13 protein-coding genes and 1 riboswitch are annotated in these 16,818 nt (G+C 72.1%); of the genes, 9 read left to right on the top strand and 4 right to left on the bottom strand.

Features of this window, described 5'->3' with window-relative positions; translation table 11 throughout:
* Genes GA0070560_RS09635 through pknB form a run of 4 tightly spaced genes read left to right on the top strand, consistent with a single transcriptional unit; the run spans position 1 to position 6,246 of the window.
* Complete coding sequence (locus tag GA0070560_RS09635) at positions 1-1,491, top strand: FtsW/RodA/SpoVE family cell cycle protein (protein WP_091293932.1); 1,491 nt, start codon at positions 1-3, stop codon at positions 1,489-1,491.
* A complete protein-coding gene (locus GA0070560_RS09630; RefSeq protein ID WP_091293930.1) occupies positions 1,488-2,993 on the top strand; it encodes a peptidoglycan D,D-transpeptidase FtsI family protein in 1,506 nt (501 codons plus the stop codon). The genes GA0070560_RS09635 and GA0070560_RS09630 overlap by 4 nt, the downstream gene beginning before the upstream one ends.
* A complete protein-coding gene (locus GA0070560_RS09625; protein WP_091293927.1) occupies positions 2,993-4,441 on the top strand; it encodes a serine/threonine-protein kinase in 1,449 nt (482 codons plus the stop codon). The genes GA0070560_RS09630 and GA0070560_RS09625 overlap by 1 nt, the downstream gene beginning before the upstream one ends.
* Complete coding sequence (gene pknB / locus GA0070560_RS09620) at positions 4,438-6,246, top strand: Stk1 family PASTA domain-containing Ser/Thr kinase (RefSeq protein ID WP_091293925.1); 1,809 nt, start codon at positions 4,438-4,440, stop codon at positions 6,244-6,246. Before GA0070560_RS09625 ends, pknB begins: the two co-directional genes overlap by 4 nt.
* 71 nt (positions 6,247-6,317) lie before the next feature.
* Here pknB and GA0070560_RS09615 read toward each other — a convergent pair whose 3' ends face one another.
* The 4 genes from GA0070560_RS09615 to GA0070560_RS09600 are packed head-to-tail and all read right to left on the bottom strand — an operon-like array spanning position 6,318 to position 9,866.
* Positions 6,318-6,968 carry an aminodeoxychorismate/anthranilate synthase component II gene (locus GA0070560_RS09615; protein ID WP_091293922.1) on the bottom strand — a complete coding sequence of 217 codons (651 nt, stop codon included), beginning with the start codon at positions 6,966-6,968 and terminating at the stop codon, positions 6,318-6,320.
* A gap of 5 nt (positions 6,969-6,973) precedes the next feature.
* Positions 6,974-7,261, bottom strand: a complete 288-nt coding sequence (locus tag GA0070560_RS09610; RefSeq protein ID WP_091293919.1) for a hypothetical protein — start codon at positions 7,259-7,261, stop codon at positions 6,974-6,976.
* A 2-nt stretch (positions 7,262-7,263) separates the two neighbouring features.
* A complete protein-coding gene (locus tag GA0070560_RS09605) occupies positions 7,264-9,063 on the bottom strand; it encodes a class E sortase (protein WP_139131466.1) in 1,800 nt (599 codons plus the stop codon).
* A complete protein-coding gene (locus GA0070560_RS09600; protein ID WP_091293916.1) occupies positions 9,060-9,866 on the bottom strand; it encodes a DUF881 domain-containing protein in 807 nt (268 codons plus the stop codon). The genes GA0070560_RS09605 and GA0070560_RS09600 overlap by 4 nt, the downstream gene beginning before the upstream one ends.
* A 229-nt stretch (positions 9,867-10,095) precedes the next feature.
* On the opposite strand from GA0070560_RS09600, the gene GA0070560_RS09595 reads away from it, so the two are divergent.
* The 5 genes from GA0070560_RS09595 to GA0070560_RS09575 all read left to right on the top strand — a co-directional run bounded on the left by GA0070560_RS09595 (position 10,096) and on the right by GA0070560_RS09575 (position 16,516).
* Positions 10,096-10,359, top strand: coding sequence for a cell division protein CrgA (locus GA0070560_RS09595; protein ID WP_088976769.1), 264 nt, complete (start codon positions 10,096-10,098; stop codon positions 10,357-10,359).
* 294 nt (positions 10,360-10,653) lie between these two features.
* A complete protein-coding gene (locus GA0070560_RS09590) occupies positions 10,654-12,852 on the top strand; it encodes a (Fe-S)-binding protein (RefSeq protein WP_091293914.1) in 2,199 nt (732 codons plus the stop codon).
* A 181-nt stretch (positions 12,853-13,033) separates the two neighbouring features.
* Positions 13,034-14,341, top strand: coding sequence for a hemolysin family protein (locus GA0070560_RS09585; RefSeq protein ID WP_091293912.1), 1,308 nt, complete (start codon positions 13,034-13,036; stop codon positions 14,339-14,341).
* On the top strand, positions 14,334-15,338 hold the full coding sequence (locus tag GA0070560_RS09580; protein WP_091293910.1) for a hemolysin family protein: 1,005 nt from the start codon (positions 14,334-14,336) through the stop codon (positions 15,336-15,338). Before GA0070560_RS09585 ends, GA0070560_RS09580 begins: the two co-directional genes overlap by 8 nt.
* Positions 15,339-15,499: 161 nt before the next feature.
* Positions 15,500-16,516, top strand: a complete 1,017-nt coding sequence (locus tag GA0070560_RS09575) for a C40 family peptidase (protein ID WP_425412615.1) — start codon at positions 15,500-15,502, stop codon at positions 16,514-16,516.
* A 153-nt stretch (positions 16,517-16,669) separates the two neighbouring features.
* Positions 16,670-16,806, top strand: a riboswitch (cyclic di-AMP (ydaO/yuaA leader).
* Positions 16,807-16,818: the final 12 nt, after the last annotated feature.

Genomic DNA, 16,818 nt, shown 5'->3' with positions numbered 1-16,818 from the left:
GTGACCGCAGCCGCCACACCGGCAGCCTCGCCCGCCACGACGGGCGAGCAGCCCGGCGTACGCCTGGCGCGGTCCCGGCGCAACGCTGAGCTCTCCCTGCTGCTGCTGGCCATGGTGCTGGTGGCGGCCTACGGGGCGATCGTCGAGGCGAACATGCTCGACACGGTCACCCCGGACTTCTGGATGCCGGCCGCCGCGCTGACTCTGGTCTTCGTCGGCATGCACCTGGTGATCCGCTGGCTGGCGCCCTTCGCCGATCCGGCGCTGCTGCCCGCGGTGGCGCTGCTCAACGGCATCGGGGTGGGCTTCCTGCGCCGGCTCGACCTGGGTAAGGCCGCCCCGGCCGACCGGGAGACGCTGGCCATCTTCGCCGGCACCGGTGGCCGCCAGCTCGCCTGGACGCTCGCCTCGGTGATGCTCGCCGCCGGGCTGCTCGCCCTGATGCGCGACCACCGTTCGGTCTCCCGGTACGCGTACACCCTGGGCCTGGCCGGCATCGTGCTGGTGATGATCCCGGCGGTGCTGCCCGGACGGTTCTCCGAGATCAACGGCGCGAAGCTCTGGATCCGGGTCGGCGGCTTCAGCATCCAGCCCGGTGAGTTCGCCAAGCTGGCCCTGCTGGTCTTCTTCGCCTACTACCTGGTCCGCAAGCGTGAGGTGCTCTCGCTGGCCAGCCGCCGGATCCTCGGCATCGACTTCCCGCGCGGCCGTGACCTCGGCCCGGTGGTCGTGGTCTGGCTGATCAGTCTGCTGGTGCTGGTCTTCGAGAAGGACCTGGGCACCTCGCTGCTCTACTTCGGCATGTTCGTGGTGACGCTCTACATCGCCACCGAGCGGGTCAGTTGGCTGCTGATCGGTCTGGTGCTCTTCTTCGGCGGCGCGTACCTCGCGTACGTGCTGGGTGGGTCGGTAGGCGGGCCGTTCCTGAACTTCTACACCCGCGCGGAGATCTGGCTGGACCCGTTCGCCGAGCCGTACGACCGGGGTTACCAGCTGGTGCAGGGGCTGCTCGGCCTCGGCAGCGGTGGCCTCTTCGGGACCGGGCCGGGCGCCGGTGAGCCGCTGGAGATCCCCGAGGTGCAGAACGACTTCATCTTCGCCGGCATCGGCGAGGAGATCGGCCTGTTCGGCCTGACCGCACTGCTCGTGGTCTACCTGCTCATCGTCGAGCGGGGCCTGCGGGCCGGGCTTGCCGTCCGCGACTCGTTCGGCAAGCTGGTCGCCGGTGGCCTGGCCTTCACCCTCGGGCTCCAGGTCTTCGTGATCATCGGCGGGATCAGCAAGCTCATTCCGCTGACCGGCCAGACCACGCCGTTCCTCTCCGCCGGCGGTTCGTCGTTGATGGCCAACTGGCTGCTCGTCGCGGTGCTGCTCCGGGTCTCCGACGCCGCCCGTCGGCCGGTCACCCAGGGCGGTGGCCCGGCGGCCAGGCCCGCCGGGGGCCCGCCGGAGCAGCTGCACGGTGCCCCCACGGAGGTGATCCGCCCGTGAACGCACCCCTGCGCCGCGTCGGCGTCGTCGTCATGGTCCTGTTCGGCCTGCTCTTCGCCAACCTGAACTGGATCCAGTTCTACAAGGCCGACGAATACCGCAACAGCGACTACAACGGCCGGGTCCAGGTGGCCGAGTACGAGAACCGGCGCGGCAACATCGAGGCCGGTGGCACCGCCGTCGCCACCAGCAAGGAGACCGGCGGCAAGCTGAAGTACCTGCGTACCTACCCCGGCGGGGCGAAGTACGCGCACATGCTCGGCTACAAGCCGGTCAACCTCGCCGAGACCGGCATCGAGCGGGCCGAGGACGACTTCCTGGCCGGCACCAGCGACGTGCTCTTCGCCAACCGGGTCAAGGACATGTTCACCGGGGACGAGTCGGGCGGCGGCAACGTGCTGCTCACCATCTCCAAGCGCGCCCAGGACACCGCGTACGACCAGCTGCGCAACAACAACAACGGGGTGAAGAAGGGCGCGGCGATCGCCATCGACCCGCGTACCGGGGCGGTGCAGGCGCTCGTCTCGATGCCCAGCTTCGACCCGAATCCGCTGGCCAGCCACGACACCGACAAGGCCACGGCGGCGTACAACGAGCTGGAGCGCAACCCGGACGGCCCGCTGAAGAACCGGGCGCTGTCGGAGGTCCTGCCGCCCGGCTCCACCTTCAAGATCGTCATCGCCGCGGCGGCCCTGGAGAACGGGGTCACCAAGGAGACCCAGATCCCGGCCGGGGCGAGCTGGACCCCGCCGACCTCCGGCACCCCGATCCGTAACGCCGCCCCGTCGATCTGCCCCGAGGCGCAGGTCACCCTGATGAACGCGGTCACCGAGTCGTGCAACACCGGCTTCGCCCAGCTCGGCGTGAAGCTCGGGGCGGACACGGTGAAGGAGAAGGCCCGCCAGTTCGGCTTCGAGCAGGACGACCTCACCGTCGGCCGGCTCGGCGAGGGGGGCCTGACCGTGGCGCCCAGCCGGACCGGCGCGATGGAGGCCCCCGGCGGAGCGACCGACCCGGCCGCGCTGGCCCAGTCCTCGATCGGCCAGCGGGACGTCAAGATGACCCCGCTGGAAGGCGCGATGATCGCTGCGGCGGTGGCCCACGGCGGCAAGCAGATGCGGCCGTACCTGGTGAAGCAGCTGCTCGGCCCGGACCGCACCACCAGCTACGACAACGCCGACCCGCGTGTGCTGCGCCGGCCGGTCGACGACCGGGTCGCCGCCGACCTACGGGACATGATGGTCAGCGTGGTGCGCAACGGCACCGGCCGTAACGCCCAGTTCAACGGCTACACCGTCGGCGGCAAGACCGGCACCGCGCAGTCCGGCCCGGGCACCCCCGACCACGGCTGGTTCATCGGCTTCGCCCTCGACAAGGACGACAAGCCGGTCTCCGCCGTCTGCGTGGTGCTGGAGGAGGCGGGCAGCGGCGGCAGCGCCGAGGCGGCCCGGATCGGTGGCCGGATCATGCAGGCGGCCGCCGCCGACTCCGGGAGTCGCTGATGCTCTCTCCCGGCGTCCAGCTCGGCAACCGCTACCGCCTCGACGAGCGGATCGCCAGCGGTGGCATGGGCGACGTCTGGCGCGGCACCGACCAGGTGCTCGGCCGTACGGTGGCGGTGAAGAGCCTGCTCCCGGCGCTGCTGGACGAGCCCGGCTTCGCCGAGCGGTTCCGTGGTGAGGCGCGGACGATGGCCACCATCAACCATCCGGGCGTGGTCGACGTCTACGACTTCGGCAGCGACCAGCACATCGCCTTCCTGGTGATGGAGTACGTCGAGGGCGACGCCCTCTCGTCGACGCTGAGCCGGGTCGGGCGGCTCACCCCGGCCCGGACCATGGCGCTCGTCGCGCAGGCCGCCGACGCGCTGCACGCCGCCCACGAGAAGGGCATCGTGCACCGCGACGTCAAGCCCGGCAACCTCCTTGTCCGGCCGAACGGGACGCTGGTGCTGACCGACTTCGGCATCGCCCGCTCCGACCTCGTCGGCCAGCTCACCGCCGCCGGCTCGGTGCTCGGCACCGCCTCGTACATCTCCCCGGAGCAGGCCAGCGGAGCGGTCGCCACGCCCGCCTCCGACGTGTACGCCCTCGGCGTGGTCGCGTACCAGTGCCTCGCCGGCCGCCGCCCGTTCGAGGGGGACAACCCGCTGGAGATCGCCATGAAGCACGTCCGGGAGACTCCCCGGCCGCTGCCCGGCGACATCCCGCCGCAGGTGAAGGTGCTCGTCGAGCGGGCGCTGGCGAAGGACCCGAACCACCGCTGGCCGAGCGCCGCCGCGCTGGCCTCGGTCGCCCGGCAGACGAAGGCCGCCCTCTCCCACCAGGCGCGTGCCGGTGGGCACGCCGGCCCGGTGTCGGCGGCGCCGGCCTCACCCGCCGGCCCGGCCGCGCGGGCCCAGGTCTCCGCCGCGCCGGCGTCGCCGGCCGCCCCGATGGCCCGGGCCCAGGTCCCGGCCACGTCCCGGCAGCATCCGCCGCCCCAGCAGGCCCGGCCGGCGGCGTCCGGTCAGGCCCGCCCGCCGGTCACCGCACGTCAGCCGCAGCCGCCCGTGGTGGCGCAGCGGCCGCCCGTTCCGGCCCCGCCGCAGGCCCGGCCGCCGATGGGTCCCCGGGGCGCCGCGGCGGTGCCGTCGGCCCCCACCCGCTCCGACCGCCCCGTCGGGTACGCCCGGCAGCCGGTCCCGGCCTCCGTTCCGGTGCGCCGTTCCAGGTCAGGCATGGTGACGGTCGCCATCCTGCTGGCCGTACTGGTTCTGGTCTGCTCCGGCGTGATTTCCTACATGGCGCGGGTGGGCAGCTTCGGCGCGCCCGTTCCGCCGAACGTGACGGCCGGCGCGCTGAGCGCCGACGGACGCGACGATCCGGCCCGGACGTCGTACCGTCGGATGGTGTGGCTCCGACCTGGTGGCGGCGAGACGACGACGAGCGAAGGACGACGAACGCGATGACAGCCCAGGCCCGCCTGCTCGGTGGCAGGTACCAGGTCGGCGAGCTGCTCGGCTATGGCGGCATGGCGGAGGTGCACCGCGGACGTGACCTCCGGCTGGGCCGGGACGTCGCGATCAAGATGCTCCGCGCCGACCTGGCCCGGGACGCCACCTTCCAGATGCGGTTCCGCCGCGAGGCGCAGAACGCCGCGTCACTGAACCATCCGGCGATCGTCGCCGTCTACGACACGGGCGAGGAGACCGCGCCGACCGGCGAGACGCTCCCGTTCATCGTGATGGAGTTCGTGAACGGGCGGACGCTGAAGGAGGTCCTCGGCGTCGAGGGGCGGCTCCAGCCGCGCCGGGCGCTGGAGATCTGCGCCGACATGTGCGCGGCGCTGGAGTTCAGCCACCGGCACGGCATCATCCACCGGGACATCAAGCCCGGCAACGTGATGCTCACCCAGACCGGCCAGGTCAAGGTGATGGACTTCGGCATCGCCCGGGCGCTGGCCAGCGGCGCCACCACGATGACCCAGACCAGCGCGGTCATCGGCACCGCGCAGTACCTCTCCCCGGAGCAGGCGCGCGGTGAGGCCGTGGACGCCCGCTCCGACGTGTACGCCGGCGGCTGCGTGCTCTTCGAGCTGCTCTGCGGGCACCCGCCGTTCGTCGGCGACAGCCCGGTCAGCGTCGCCTACCAGCACGTCCGGGAGGCCCCGCCGACGCCGAGCGACATCAACCCGGACGCCACCCCGGCGATCGACGCGATCGTGCTGAAGGCGCTGTCCAAGAACCCGCTGAACCGCTACCAGAGCGCCGGCGAGATGCGCGCCGACCTGCTCCGGGCCGCCGCCGGCCGGCCGGTGCTGGCCACCCCGGTGCTGCCGCAGGACGAGACGGCGCAGATGGGACCGGCCGCCGCCGCGGCCGGGTACCCGACCCAGGTGGTCGGCGCGCCCGCCACCCGGCAGATCCCCGCCCGGGTCGGTGACCCGCAGCGGCGCAAGAGCTCGTCCTGGGTGATCGCCGCGTTCGCGGCGCTCGGCGTGCTCGCGGTGATCGCCCTGGTGGCGGCGCTGCTGCTGCAGCCCGACGACCCGGAGAAGGTCCAGGTCCCGAACCTCGCGGGCCGGGACCAGGCCGCCGCGTTCGCGGAGATCCGGAAGGTCGGCCTGGAGCCGGTGGCGGGTGAGCAGGTCTTCGACAGCGACTGCAAGAAGGGCACGGTCGCCAAGCAGAGCCCGGGCCCGGGCAGCACCCTCGAACAGAACCGCCAGGTGATCGTCAACATCTGCGGCGGCAAGCCGGAGGTGAAGATCCCGTCTGGCCTTGTCAATTCACAGTACGAGAACGTCAAGGAACAGCTTGAGGATTTGAACCTCAGGGTCGATCAGAAGCCGGTCGACAGCGGTCAACCCGAGGGAACGGTGACCAAGGTGACTCCGGGGTCGGGCGAGACCGTGGCCGAGGGGACCCTCGTGGTGGTGGAGGTCTCCCGGGGCAACATCCGGGAGGTTCCCCGGGTGACCGGCCTCTCCGAGGACCAGGCCAAGGCGGAGCTCGAGCGGGCCGGCTACGACGTCCGAGTGCGTGACGGCGACCAGGTGCCGGCTTCCGAGGTGGGCAAGGTGACCAGCCAAAACCCCAGCCCCGGTACCAGACTGGCCAAGGGTAGGACGGTCACCATCGAGGTCGGCGTCCCGGAGCCCACCCAATCGCCGAGCGTGCCGCCGACCGGCACGCCTACCGCCACCCCGACGACGCCGGGCGAGGGCGGCGGCTTCCCGTTCCCCACGCCCCCGGCCCGCCTCACCGAGGACTGAGCCGGCTCCGGCACTGACGAGCAGAGGCCCGGTCCAGGCGGACCGGGCCTCTGCTCGTCGAGCGACGTGGGTCAGGCGTCGGCGAAGGCGGCCCGCCGCCGCGCGTCCACCTCGGCGGCCAGCTCCGGGGCACGGTCCAGCGCCTCGGTGTGGCCGCAGGCGGCCAGCCAGTTCGCCAGCATCAGGTGGCCGCCCTCGGTGAGCACCGACTCCGGGTGGAACTGGACGCCCTCGATCGGCAGCGTCCGGTGCCGCATCGCCATCACCACGCCGGACGCGGTCCAGCCGGTGACCTCCAGCTCCTCCGGCAGCGTCTCGGGGAGCACGGCGAGCGAGTGGTAGCGGGTGGCGGTGAACGGGTCGGGCAGGCCGGCCAGCACCCCGACGTCGTGGTGGCGCACCTCGGAGGTCTTGCCGTGCAGCAGTTCGGGGGCGCGGGCCACGGTGGCGCCGAACGCCTCGCCGATGGCCTGGTGACCGAGGCAGACGCCGAAGATCGGCAGCTCACCGGCGTACCGCCGGATCACGTCGAGGCAGATGCCGGCGCGGTCCGGGCTGCCCGGGCCGGGCGAGAGCAGGACGCCCGCCGCGCCGAACCGGCCGACCTCGGCGACGTCGATCTCGTCGTTGCGGCGTACCTCGCAGTCGACGCCGAGCTGGCCGAGGTACTGCACGAGGTTGAACACGAACGAGTCGTAGTTGTCGATGACCAGGACACGCATGGGGCTCACTCGTCCGGAGAGGGGGGTGGGGTGTTGTTCTGTTCGGTGTCGTACGGCAGGTCGTGCTCGTCGCCGGCCGGCTCGTCCCCGGCCGGGCCGGGAGCGCCGCCGTCGTCACCGGGTACGTGGTCGTTCTGGGTGACCTGTACGTCGTCGAAGGGGGTGACCATGGGCTCCGCCCAGGGGAAGACGACGTACCAGAGCAGGGCGACCGTGGCGGCGACGATCAGTACCGAGCCGGTGAGCTTGCCGGCCAGGCCGAACGGCAGCTTGCGCCAGATCCACGCGTACATCGTCAGCCTCCCAGCGCCCTGGGACGGCCCTGGGACTTGGGCAGGGTCTCGGTCAGCTCGGCGTGGACGATCAGCCGCTGGTAGTTGTCGAACTTCGGGTTGCAGGTGGTCAGGGTGAGCAGCTTCCTGCCCTTCTGACCGGCCTTGAGCGGGAGCGGCTGCGGCGACACCACCTCGACCTGGTCCGGCCGGACGATGTGGTTCTTGACGACCTTGTAGACGTACCAGGTCTCCTTGGTCTCGGCCACGATCTCGTCGCCGTCCTTCAGCTCGTCCAGCCGCCAGAAGGTGGCCCGGTTGCGGTGCCCGGCGACGGAGAAGTTGCCGACCTGGCCCGGCATCGCGCTCTTCGGGTAGTGACCGGGGGCGTACCGGATGTCCTTCTGGCTGACGCCCTCGACCACGATCCAGTTCTTGTCGAGCTTGGGGATGTAGAGCCCGGCGATCGGCCTGCCCTGCACCGGTGGCTTCGGCTTGGCGGTGGGGCCGCTGCTCGGACCGGCGCTGGGGGCGACGGTCGGGTCGCCGCTCGGCCCCCACTCCTGGGCGAGCTGGCTGCTCAGGTCGCCCTGGTGGGCGTCGACGATGGCCGACTTGCCCCAGATCTCGTACCCGGCGAAGAGGAGCACCACCAGGCCGAAGGTGATCAGGAGTTCGCCGCTGATCCGGACGCCGGTGCGCAGCCGGGAGGCGAGGGAGGGTCGGGTCAGCTCGGAGTAGACGCTCTTGTAGCCCTCGCCGGTCTGCTCCGGGCGGAGCTGCACCACCCGCTCGCCCCGGCGGGGCTGCGGCGGCTCGGCGGCGGGGGTGTCGTCGGCCGCGCGGACATGCTCGGAGACCGGGGGGACCGCGCCCATCAGGGCCGTCGAGTCCAGGGCCGGCCGGCCGGTGACCGCCGGGATGATCGCGGTGGCGGCCGGGTCGGCGGGCCGCTGCGGGCCGCCGACGCGGGCGGTCGGGTCGGGCAGTCCCGGCCCGCGCGGGCCGATCTCCGCCGACGGTACGCCGGGCTGCGCCGGCCCGACCGAGGTCGGGTACCCGTCACCGGGCCGGCCGTCGACCGGTGGGTACCCGGCGGGGCTGGCGCCGCCCGGGGGCTGCCCGGTGGCACCCCCGTCGGTCGTCGACTGCCGGGCGGTGCGCCCGCCGGTGGGGGCGGCGTCGGCCGGGGGCTGCCCGGTGGCAGCGTCGGCGGTGGCGGACTGTCGGGTGGTGCGCCCGTCGGCGGAGGGCTGTGCGGTGGCAGCCCCGACGGGCCGCTCCGGCGGCCGGTGGGCGACGGTGGGGAGGATCGCGGTCGGCGCCTCCGTGGGAGCCGGTGGGCGTACCCCTGCCGGTGGCTGGGGTGCGGCGGCGCGGGCCGGACCGGAGGGCGTTCCGGCGGGCCGCTGCGGTTCGGCGGGCGGCGGTCGGTGGGCGACGGGCGGCGCGGCCGGCGGCGGGCCGACCCGCTGGGCGTCGCTGCTGCCGGGCCAGGCGGGCGGGGCCGACCGGGCGGGACCGGCAGCCGGGAGCGTCGGGGCGTCGATCGGCGGGCGGGCCGGCGGTGGGTCGTCGACGGGCGGGGGTGGCCCGGGACGGGCGGGCTCGACCGGTCGGGTCACCGGCCGGTTGGCGGGGCCGGCGGGCGGCCCGGTGTGCGCCGGGGGCCGGTTGGTCGACGAGCGCGGCGGCAGGACCGGGTCGGGCCACGGAACGGGTCGTGCCGGTGCCTGTGGCGCGGAGCGGTCGACCTTGGGGATGAAGGCGGTCGGGTCGTCGCTCCGGTCGCGGTGGCGCGGGTCCCGTCCGTCGGACGTCATCGCGGTACCGTCGCCGACTGCAGCGCGGTCGAGTCCTCGAAGGCGGGCACGCTGACGGTGGAGACCTGCTCGGAGTACCCGAGCTGGTAGTGCTCGACCGCCTGCCTGAACAACCGGACTCCCTCAGAATCGGCGAGGGCCTGCTGAAGGGCAGCCGGATCGCCGATTGCTACGATCTTGAACGGTGGGGAGTACACCCGGCCGTGCAGCAGCAGGGTGTTACCCACGCAGCGTACCGCGCTGGTGGTGAGCACACGGACGTTCATGATTGACATGGCCTCCGCGCCACCGGCCCAGAGCGCGTTCACGACCGCCTGGACGTCCCCCTGGTGAACGACCAGGTCGTCGTTGGTGGCACCTTTGGGCAGTGTCCCGTCGCTACGTCGGGCCGCGTCGTCCAGCTCGACGGTCACCCCGGGGCCGGTGAGGGCGGTGAAGCCCGCGGACAGCTCGCTGGCCTGGGCCCGGTCCCGTTGCTCGGAGATCGGGCCGTCGGTGTCGGCCAGCGCGGCGGTCCGGCTCTCGACCTCGGCGCGCAGCCGGGCGGCGCGCAGCTCGCTGGCCGCGACGCGCTCGCGGCGGTCCTCGATGAGCTGGGTCAGCTCGGGACGGCGGTCCTCCCGCAGGGCGGTGCCGCCGGCGGTGGTGGCGGTGGTGGTGAAGAGCAGCCCGGCCGCGGCGGCGATCAGCGGCACACCGATCGACCAACCGGGTCGCCGCTGCCGTGGCCGCCGTGGCAGGAGCGCGGCGACGGCGCGTCGCATGGCCTTCTGCCAGGACGCCGCGCCGGATGTGTACTCCACCGAGCGTTCCTTCCGCCTCGTCTGGTTCGCCCCGTCGCGGCGCGGGCCGGCGGGCCCGTCCCGGGGCGGTTCCCCATTTTTCGGTCACTGCGCGCACCGGTCTGACCCATTCGTGGATCAGACGGCCCGTCCGGACTACGCTAGCTGTCGAACATTATTGGCCATGGACCGTCGCCCCCGCGCCCGGTTGTCAGGCCGGACGAGGTCGTCACCCCCTCTGGAGAGCGTCGTGCCCAAGTCTCAGGTCCGTAAGAAGAAGGTGTACACCCCGCCGACGGACGTGCGTCCGACGGCGACGGCGGCGACGCGCAAGCCTAGCCCGGTGTGGCTGCCCGTCACGGCGGTCACGCTGATCGTGGCCGGCATCGGCTGGCTGGTGGTCTACTACCTCTCCGAGCAGGAGTACCCGGTCGCCTCCTGGGGCTACTGGAACCTGGCGGTCGGCTTCGGCGCGATGGTCGCCTCGCTGATCGTGCTCTCCCGCTGGCGCTGAGCGGGCCGCCCCGGCGGTAGCGCACCTCACGATCAGGCCACCTTCGCGGAGCCCTGCCCGGCGCTTCGGCGCCGGGCACCCTATGGTGTGCGCAGGGCGGCGTGGCCTGGTGCGAGAAGACTCACGTTACTGCTGGGTAACCTTGCGCGTAGGCTGCACTGCATGACCGAGCGGAGCGAGGTCATCGACCGGTCCGGTCGAGGGTGCGGCAACGGCGTCACGCCGGGCGTGTCCTGATCCGGTCCCCGGTCGCCGAGCCGCTCGACAGGCAGCAGACCCCGGGAGGCCAACTCGATGGGCAGCGTCCAGATCGTCACCACGATCCTCGCGGCCGCCATCACCGCCGTGGCGGTGTGGCTTGCGGCGCGCGCGGTCATGAAGATGGTGGCAGTCATCCGGCTGGGTCAACCGGCGCCCGAGCGGTTCACCGACAAGGGCGCCCGTGCGACCAAGATGCTGGTGGAGACCGCCGGTCACACCCGCATGCTCAAGTGGAGCGTGGTGGGTGCCGCGCACTGGCTCGTGATGGTCGCGTTCGTCGTGCTGTCGCTGCTGGTGCTCGAGGCGTACTTCGAGGTCGTCAGCACCACCGGCGGGCTGCCGGTGGTCGGGCACTGGGTGGTCTTCGGCCTGGTCACCGAGATCATCGGGGTCCTGGGCGCGGTCGGCATCCTGGTGCTGATGGCGATCCGGCTGCGCAACCGGCCCACCCGCCCGGGCGGCCGGTCCCGGTTCACCGGCTCCACCATGTGGCAGGGCTATTTCGTTGAGTGGGTCGTCCTGCTCGTCCTGATCTTCGGCTTCCTGATCCGGGGCTTCAAGGTCGCCACCGACCACTTCGAGTACCCGCTCTGGGCCACCCCGGTCAGCCACGCGGTCGGCAGCGCCCTCCCGGACTGGGAGGCCGGCGTCAGCGTCGCCGCGCTCATCAAGATCGTCATCTCGATGACCTGGCTGATCGTCATCTCGCTGAACGTGACCATGGGTGTCGCCTGGCACCGCTTCCTGGCGTTCCCCAACATCTTCTTCAAGCGGGACCCGGCCAAGCCGGCCGGCTCCGGCCTCGGCGCGCTGCGCCCGATGATGAGCGGCGGCAAGCCCCTCGACTTCGAGGAGGCCGATCCGGAGAAGGACCAGTTCGGCGTCGCCCAGGTCGAGCAGTTCACCTGGAAGGGCCTGCTGGACTTCAGCACCTGCACCGAGTGCGGCCGCTGCCAGTCGCAGTGCCCCGCCTGGAACACCGGCAAGCCGCTGTCGCCGAAGCTGCTCGTGCTCAGCCTCCGCGACCACGCGTACGCCAAGGCGCCGTACCTGCTGGCCGGGGGCGGCAAGGACCTGACCGGTGAGGAGAAGGCCACCGAGGCCCAGCTCGCCCACATGGACGTGCTGGCCCTCGCCGAGGCCGACAAGCCGCTGATCGGCACCGCCGAGGAAGGCGGCGTCATCGACCCGGACGTGCTCTGGTCCTGCACCACCTGCGGCGCCTGCGTCGAGCAGTGCCCGGTCGACATCGAGCACGTCGACCACATCGTCGACATGCGTCGTTACCAGGTGCTGATCGAGTCGAGCTTCCCGTCCGAGGCCGGCGTCATGCTGCGCAACCTGGAGAACAAGGGCAACCCGTGGGGCGCCCCGCAGAACACCCGCGAGGACTGGACCAAGGGCCTCGACTTCGAGGTGCCGCGGGTCGGCGAGGTCGACGACTTCGAGTACCTGTTCTGGGTCGGCTGCGCCGGCGCGTTCGAGGACCGGGCCAAGAAGACCACCCGGGCGGTCGCCACGCTGCTCAACGAGGCCGGCGTCTCCTTCGCCATCCTCGGCGAGGGCGAGACCTGCTCGGGCGACCCGGCCCGCCGGATCGGCAACGAGTTCGTCTACCAGATGCTCGCCCAGCAGAACGTCGAGACCCTCAACGAGGCGTTCGAGGGCCGGGAGAAGGCCAAGCGCAAGATCGTGGCCACCTGCCCGCACTGCTTCAACACGCTGGGCAACGAGTACGGCGAACTCGGTGGCGAGTTCGAGGTCGTCCACCACACCCAGCTCCTGGCCCACCTGGTCGCCACCGGCAAGCTGACCCCGGTGCAGCCGGTCGACGGCGGCGTGACGTACCACGACCCCTGCTACCTGGGTCGGCACAACCGGGTCTTCGCCGCTCCCCGTGAGGTGCTCGGGGACGCGATCAAGGGTGAGATCACCGAGATGCCGCGCAACAGCGAGCGCTCCTTCTGCTGCGGCGCCGGCGGCGCCCGGATGTGGATGGAGGAGAAGATCGGCAAGCGGATCAACGTGGACCGGGTCGAGGAGGCCATGGCCACCGGGGCCAGGACGGTCGCCGTCGGCTGCCCGTTCTGCTCGACGATGCTCAACGACGGGGTCAACGGCAAGGGTGCCGGCGAGCAGGTCGAGGTCGTCGACGTGGCGAGCGTGCTGCTCCGCTCCGTCAAGCCGGACGCCGCGCCGGGCGCCCAGGAGACCGAGCCGGTCGCCGGCTGAGGTCGTACCACCGGAACCACGACGGCGGCGGCACCGACGAGGTGCCGCCGCCGTCGCCGTGTGGTGGGGAGGCTGGTGGTCATGATGACGGCCGTGGCGGCCTGAGCAACTCGCGCTCTCGTGCCCGGGGCGGGCCCGTGGAACAATCACGCCCATCGACGGCCTTCTGGTTACCACGCTGCTGCCCCTGGTCGGCTTCGTCCTGCTGACCGCGGGCAACGCGTTCTTCGTCGCGGCCGAGTTCGCCCTGGTGACGGTCGACCGGGCGGAGATCGACCGGCGGGCCGACGCCGGGGACGGCGGGGCCGCCACGGTACGCCGCGCGCTGCGTGAGCTCTCCTTCCAGCTCTCCGGGGCGCAGCTCGGCATCACCCTCACCGCGCTGCTCACCGGCTACCTCGCCGAGCCGGCGCTGGCCCGGCTCTTCGCCCCGCTGCTGCGCCCGGTGGGTGGCACCGAGCGGTTCGGCCCGCTGCTCGCGCTGTCCCTGGCCACCCTGATCTCGATGCTCTTCGGCGAGCTGGTGCCGAAGAACCTGGCGCTGGCCCGGCCGATGCCCGCCGCGCTGGCCACCGCCGGGCCGATGCGCGCCTTCTCAAGCACCTTCGGCTGGCTGATCGACGGGCTGAACAACTCGGCGAACCGGCTGGTCCGCCGGCTCGGCGTCGAACCGCAGGAGGAGCTGGCCAGCGCCCGTTCCCCGGAGGAGCTGGGGTTGCTGGCCGCGATCTCGGCCCGGGCGGGCGCGCTGCCGCCGGACACCGCGATGCTGCTGCGCCGCACCATCCGCTTCGGCGACAAGCGGGCCGCCGAGGCGATGACGCCGCGGGTCGACGTGGTCGCGTTGCGGGCCACCACCACCGTGGCCGAGCTGCTTGATCTCTCCCGCGCCACCGGCCGCACCCGCTTTCCCGTCTACGAGGAGACACTCGACCTGGTCACCGGGGTCGCCGGGGTGCCGGACGCGCTCGGCGTGCCGTTGGCCCGCCGTGCCTCGACCACGGTCGCGGCGGTCGCCCGGGAGCCGGTGTACGTCCCGGAGAGCCTGGACCTCGACGGCGTCCTCGCCGCGCTGAAGGACGCCGGCGCCGACCTCGCCATCGTGGTCGACGAGTACGGCGGCACCGACGGTGTGGTGACCATCGAGGACCTGGTCGAGGAACTGGTCGGGGAGATCGCCGACGAGTTCGACCCGGCCACCGTCCACGACGCGCACGCGGCGGAGCTGACCGTGCCGGGCGGCGAGCGTACGGCCCTGGTCGACGGGGTGCTCCGCTTCGACGAACTGGTCGAGCAGACCGGTTTCCGGCTGCCCGAGGGCCCGTACGAGACCCTCGCCGGGTTCCTCCTGGCGCGGCTGGGCCACATCCCGGTGCCCGGCGAGACGGTCGAGGAGTCCGGGTACGAGTTCACCGTGGTCGAGGTGGAGCGGCACCGGATCGAGCAGGTGCGGGTGCTGCGCCCCGAGGAGCCGGACGGCGATGACTGAACTGCTCGTCGCCGCGGCGCTGCTGCTCGGCAACGCGTTCTTCGTGGGCACCGAGTTCGCGCTCATCGCGTCCCGCCGTACGGTGGTCGAACCGCTCGCCGCGACCTCCCGGCGGGCCCGCTGGGCGCTGTCGGCGATGAACCAGATCCCGCTGATGATCGCCGGGGCGCAGCTCGGCATCACGGTCTGCTCGCTGGGGCTGGGTGCGATCGCCGAGCCGGCCCTGGCCCACCTGCTGGAGCCGCTGTTCCACGCGGCAGGGCTGCCGGACGGGGTGGTCCACCCGGTCTCCTTCCTGATCGCCCTGGCCGTCGTGGTGTTCCTGCACACCGTCGTCGGTGAGATGGTGCCGAAGAACATCACCCTGGCCGGGCCGGAGCCGTCCGCGCTCTGGCTGGGGCCGGCCATGCTGGCCTTCTGCGTGGCCACCAAGCCGCTGCTGCTGGCGATGAAGTGGTCGGCGCGGCAGGTGCTGCGGCTCTGGGGGGTCGAGGCCACCGAGGCGGTGAAGACGGTGTTCACCGCGGAGGAACTGGCCGGGCTGGTGGCGCAGGCGCGTACCGAGGGGCTGCTGGACGCCGACGAGCACGCCCGGATCACCGGGGCGTTGGCCCTGCACGCCCGGACCGCCGCGGACGCCCTGCAACCCTGGTCGACGGTGACCACGGTGGCCGAGGACGTCTCGCCGGCCTCGCTGGAGGTGCTGGCCACCCGGACGGGTCGCTCGCGATTTCCGGTGGTGCAGCGCGCCACCCGGCGGGTGCTCGGTTTCGTGCACGTCAAGGACGTCCTCGGGTACGCCGGCGCGTCCCGTCGCGCGCCCGTGCCCGCCGAGGTCCACCGGCCGCTGGCCGTGGTGCCGCCGGACCGTACGCTGGCCGACCTGCTGCTGGCGATGCGGCGCGAGCGACGGCACATGGTGCTGGTGAGCGACGGCCGTCGACCGCTCGGCGTGGTGACATTGGACGACGTATTGACAGCCATTGTTGGGAAATGAATCAACACCCTTTGTGTGCAACTGGTCGCCACGCAGTGAAAAGAGGAAAGGTCACCTTGATATCGCTGCCCGGCTTACCTAATGTTGCACCGGCCGCTGTGGGTCGTCTGCCTCCGTCTTCCCCTCTGCGAGGCGCCCGGCGGTCGGTTGCAAAGGAGTCGGTGCCGGTGGCAACCATGCCCCTTCATCGTCACGCCCAGGGCCAGCCGCCCACTCGTCCGGCCGCTCTGCGCCGGGCCGCCCGCCGCCTGATCACCCTCGTCGCCGCCGTGGTCGTCGGTGCCGGGATGCTCGCCGTGCCGGCGCACGCCGCGCCCACGCCGGAGGAGATCGAAGCGGCCATCGACAAGCAGTGGGAGCAGCTCGAACCGACCATCGAGCAGTACAACAAGGTCCGGGCGCAGCTCAAGAAGGACCGTAAGAAGGCCGCGGAGCTGCAGAAGAAGATCGAGCCGCTCGCGCTGCAGACCGAGCTGGCCCTCAACCGGGTCGGCGCCATGGCCTCCCGCTACTACATGACCGGCCCCTCGCAGGACATCGGCGCGCTGCTGGTCAGCGCCAAGCCGGACGTCCTGACCGAGCAGCTGACCTACCTGGACCGGCTCGCCGCGCAGGAGCGCAAGGACCTCCAGGTCGTCATCGACGCCAAGCAGAAGCTCGACGACGAGAAGGGGAAACTCGACGCGCTGATCGCCGCGGAGGTCAAGCAGGAGAAGGAACTGGCCGCCAAGAAGACGCAGATCAACGCGGAGATCAAGCGGCTGCAGGCGTCGATGCCGAAGACCACGGTGAAGGTGGCCGGGTGCCCGACCATCAACGGCGTGGTGAGCTCCGCCGCGCAGACCGCGATCCGGGTGGCCTGCCAGCAGGTCGGTGACCCGTACGTCTGGGGCGCCGACGGGCCCGACTCGTTCGACTGCTCCGGCCTCACCCAGTACGCCTACAAGGCCGCCGGCATCTCGCTGACCCACCACACCGGCGACCAGTGGAACGAGGGCAGGGCGATCCCGCGTTCCGAGGCGCGCCCCGGTGACCTGGTCTTCTTCTTCAGCGACCTGCACCACATGGGTCTCTACCTGGGCAACGACATCATGGTCCACGCCCCACGGACCGGCAAGCCGGTCCAGGTCACCAGCATCAACTACATGCCGGTCGCCGGTTTCCGTCGGCCGTACTGATCCGTCCGACCCCGCCGAACCCCCGGTCGTCGACCGGGGGTTCCGCGTATCCGCCCCGGCGTGTCCGGTCACGGATGGTTGCGGTCCGGTCACGCGCGTCCCTACGCTGAGGAACCGTCGGTCGCCGACAGCTCCGTCCCACCAGGGCGGCGACGGCCGGCACCGCCGAGTCGCCTCCGGGCGAGCCGGGGACCCAGGTACGCCGGGGTGAATCCGCAGCCAGTGCGGTAGGGCGCTCCCTTCCCGCCCGAACCCGTCAGCTAACCCGGTAGGCGGTCGCGGAAGAAGGAGTACGGAGCCCG

The sequence above is a fragment of the Micromonospora halophytica genome (assembly GCF_900090245.1).
GTDB classification, from domain to species: Bacteria; Actinomycetota; Actinomycetes; order Mycobacteriales; family Micromonosporaceae; genus Micromonospora; species Micromonospora halophytica.
Note: the sequence above shows the minus strand (reverse complement) of the source record. Positions and strands in the feature narration are given on the sequence as shown.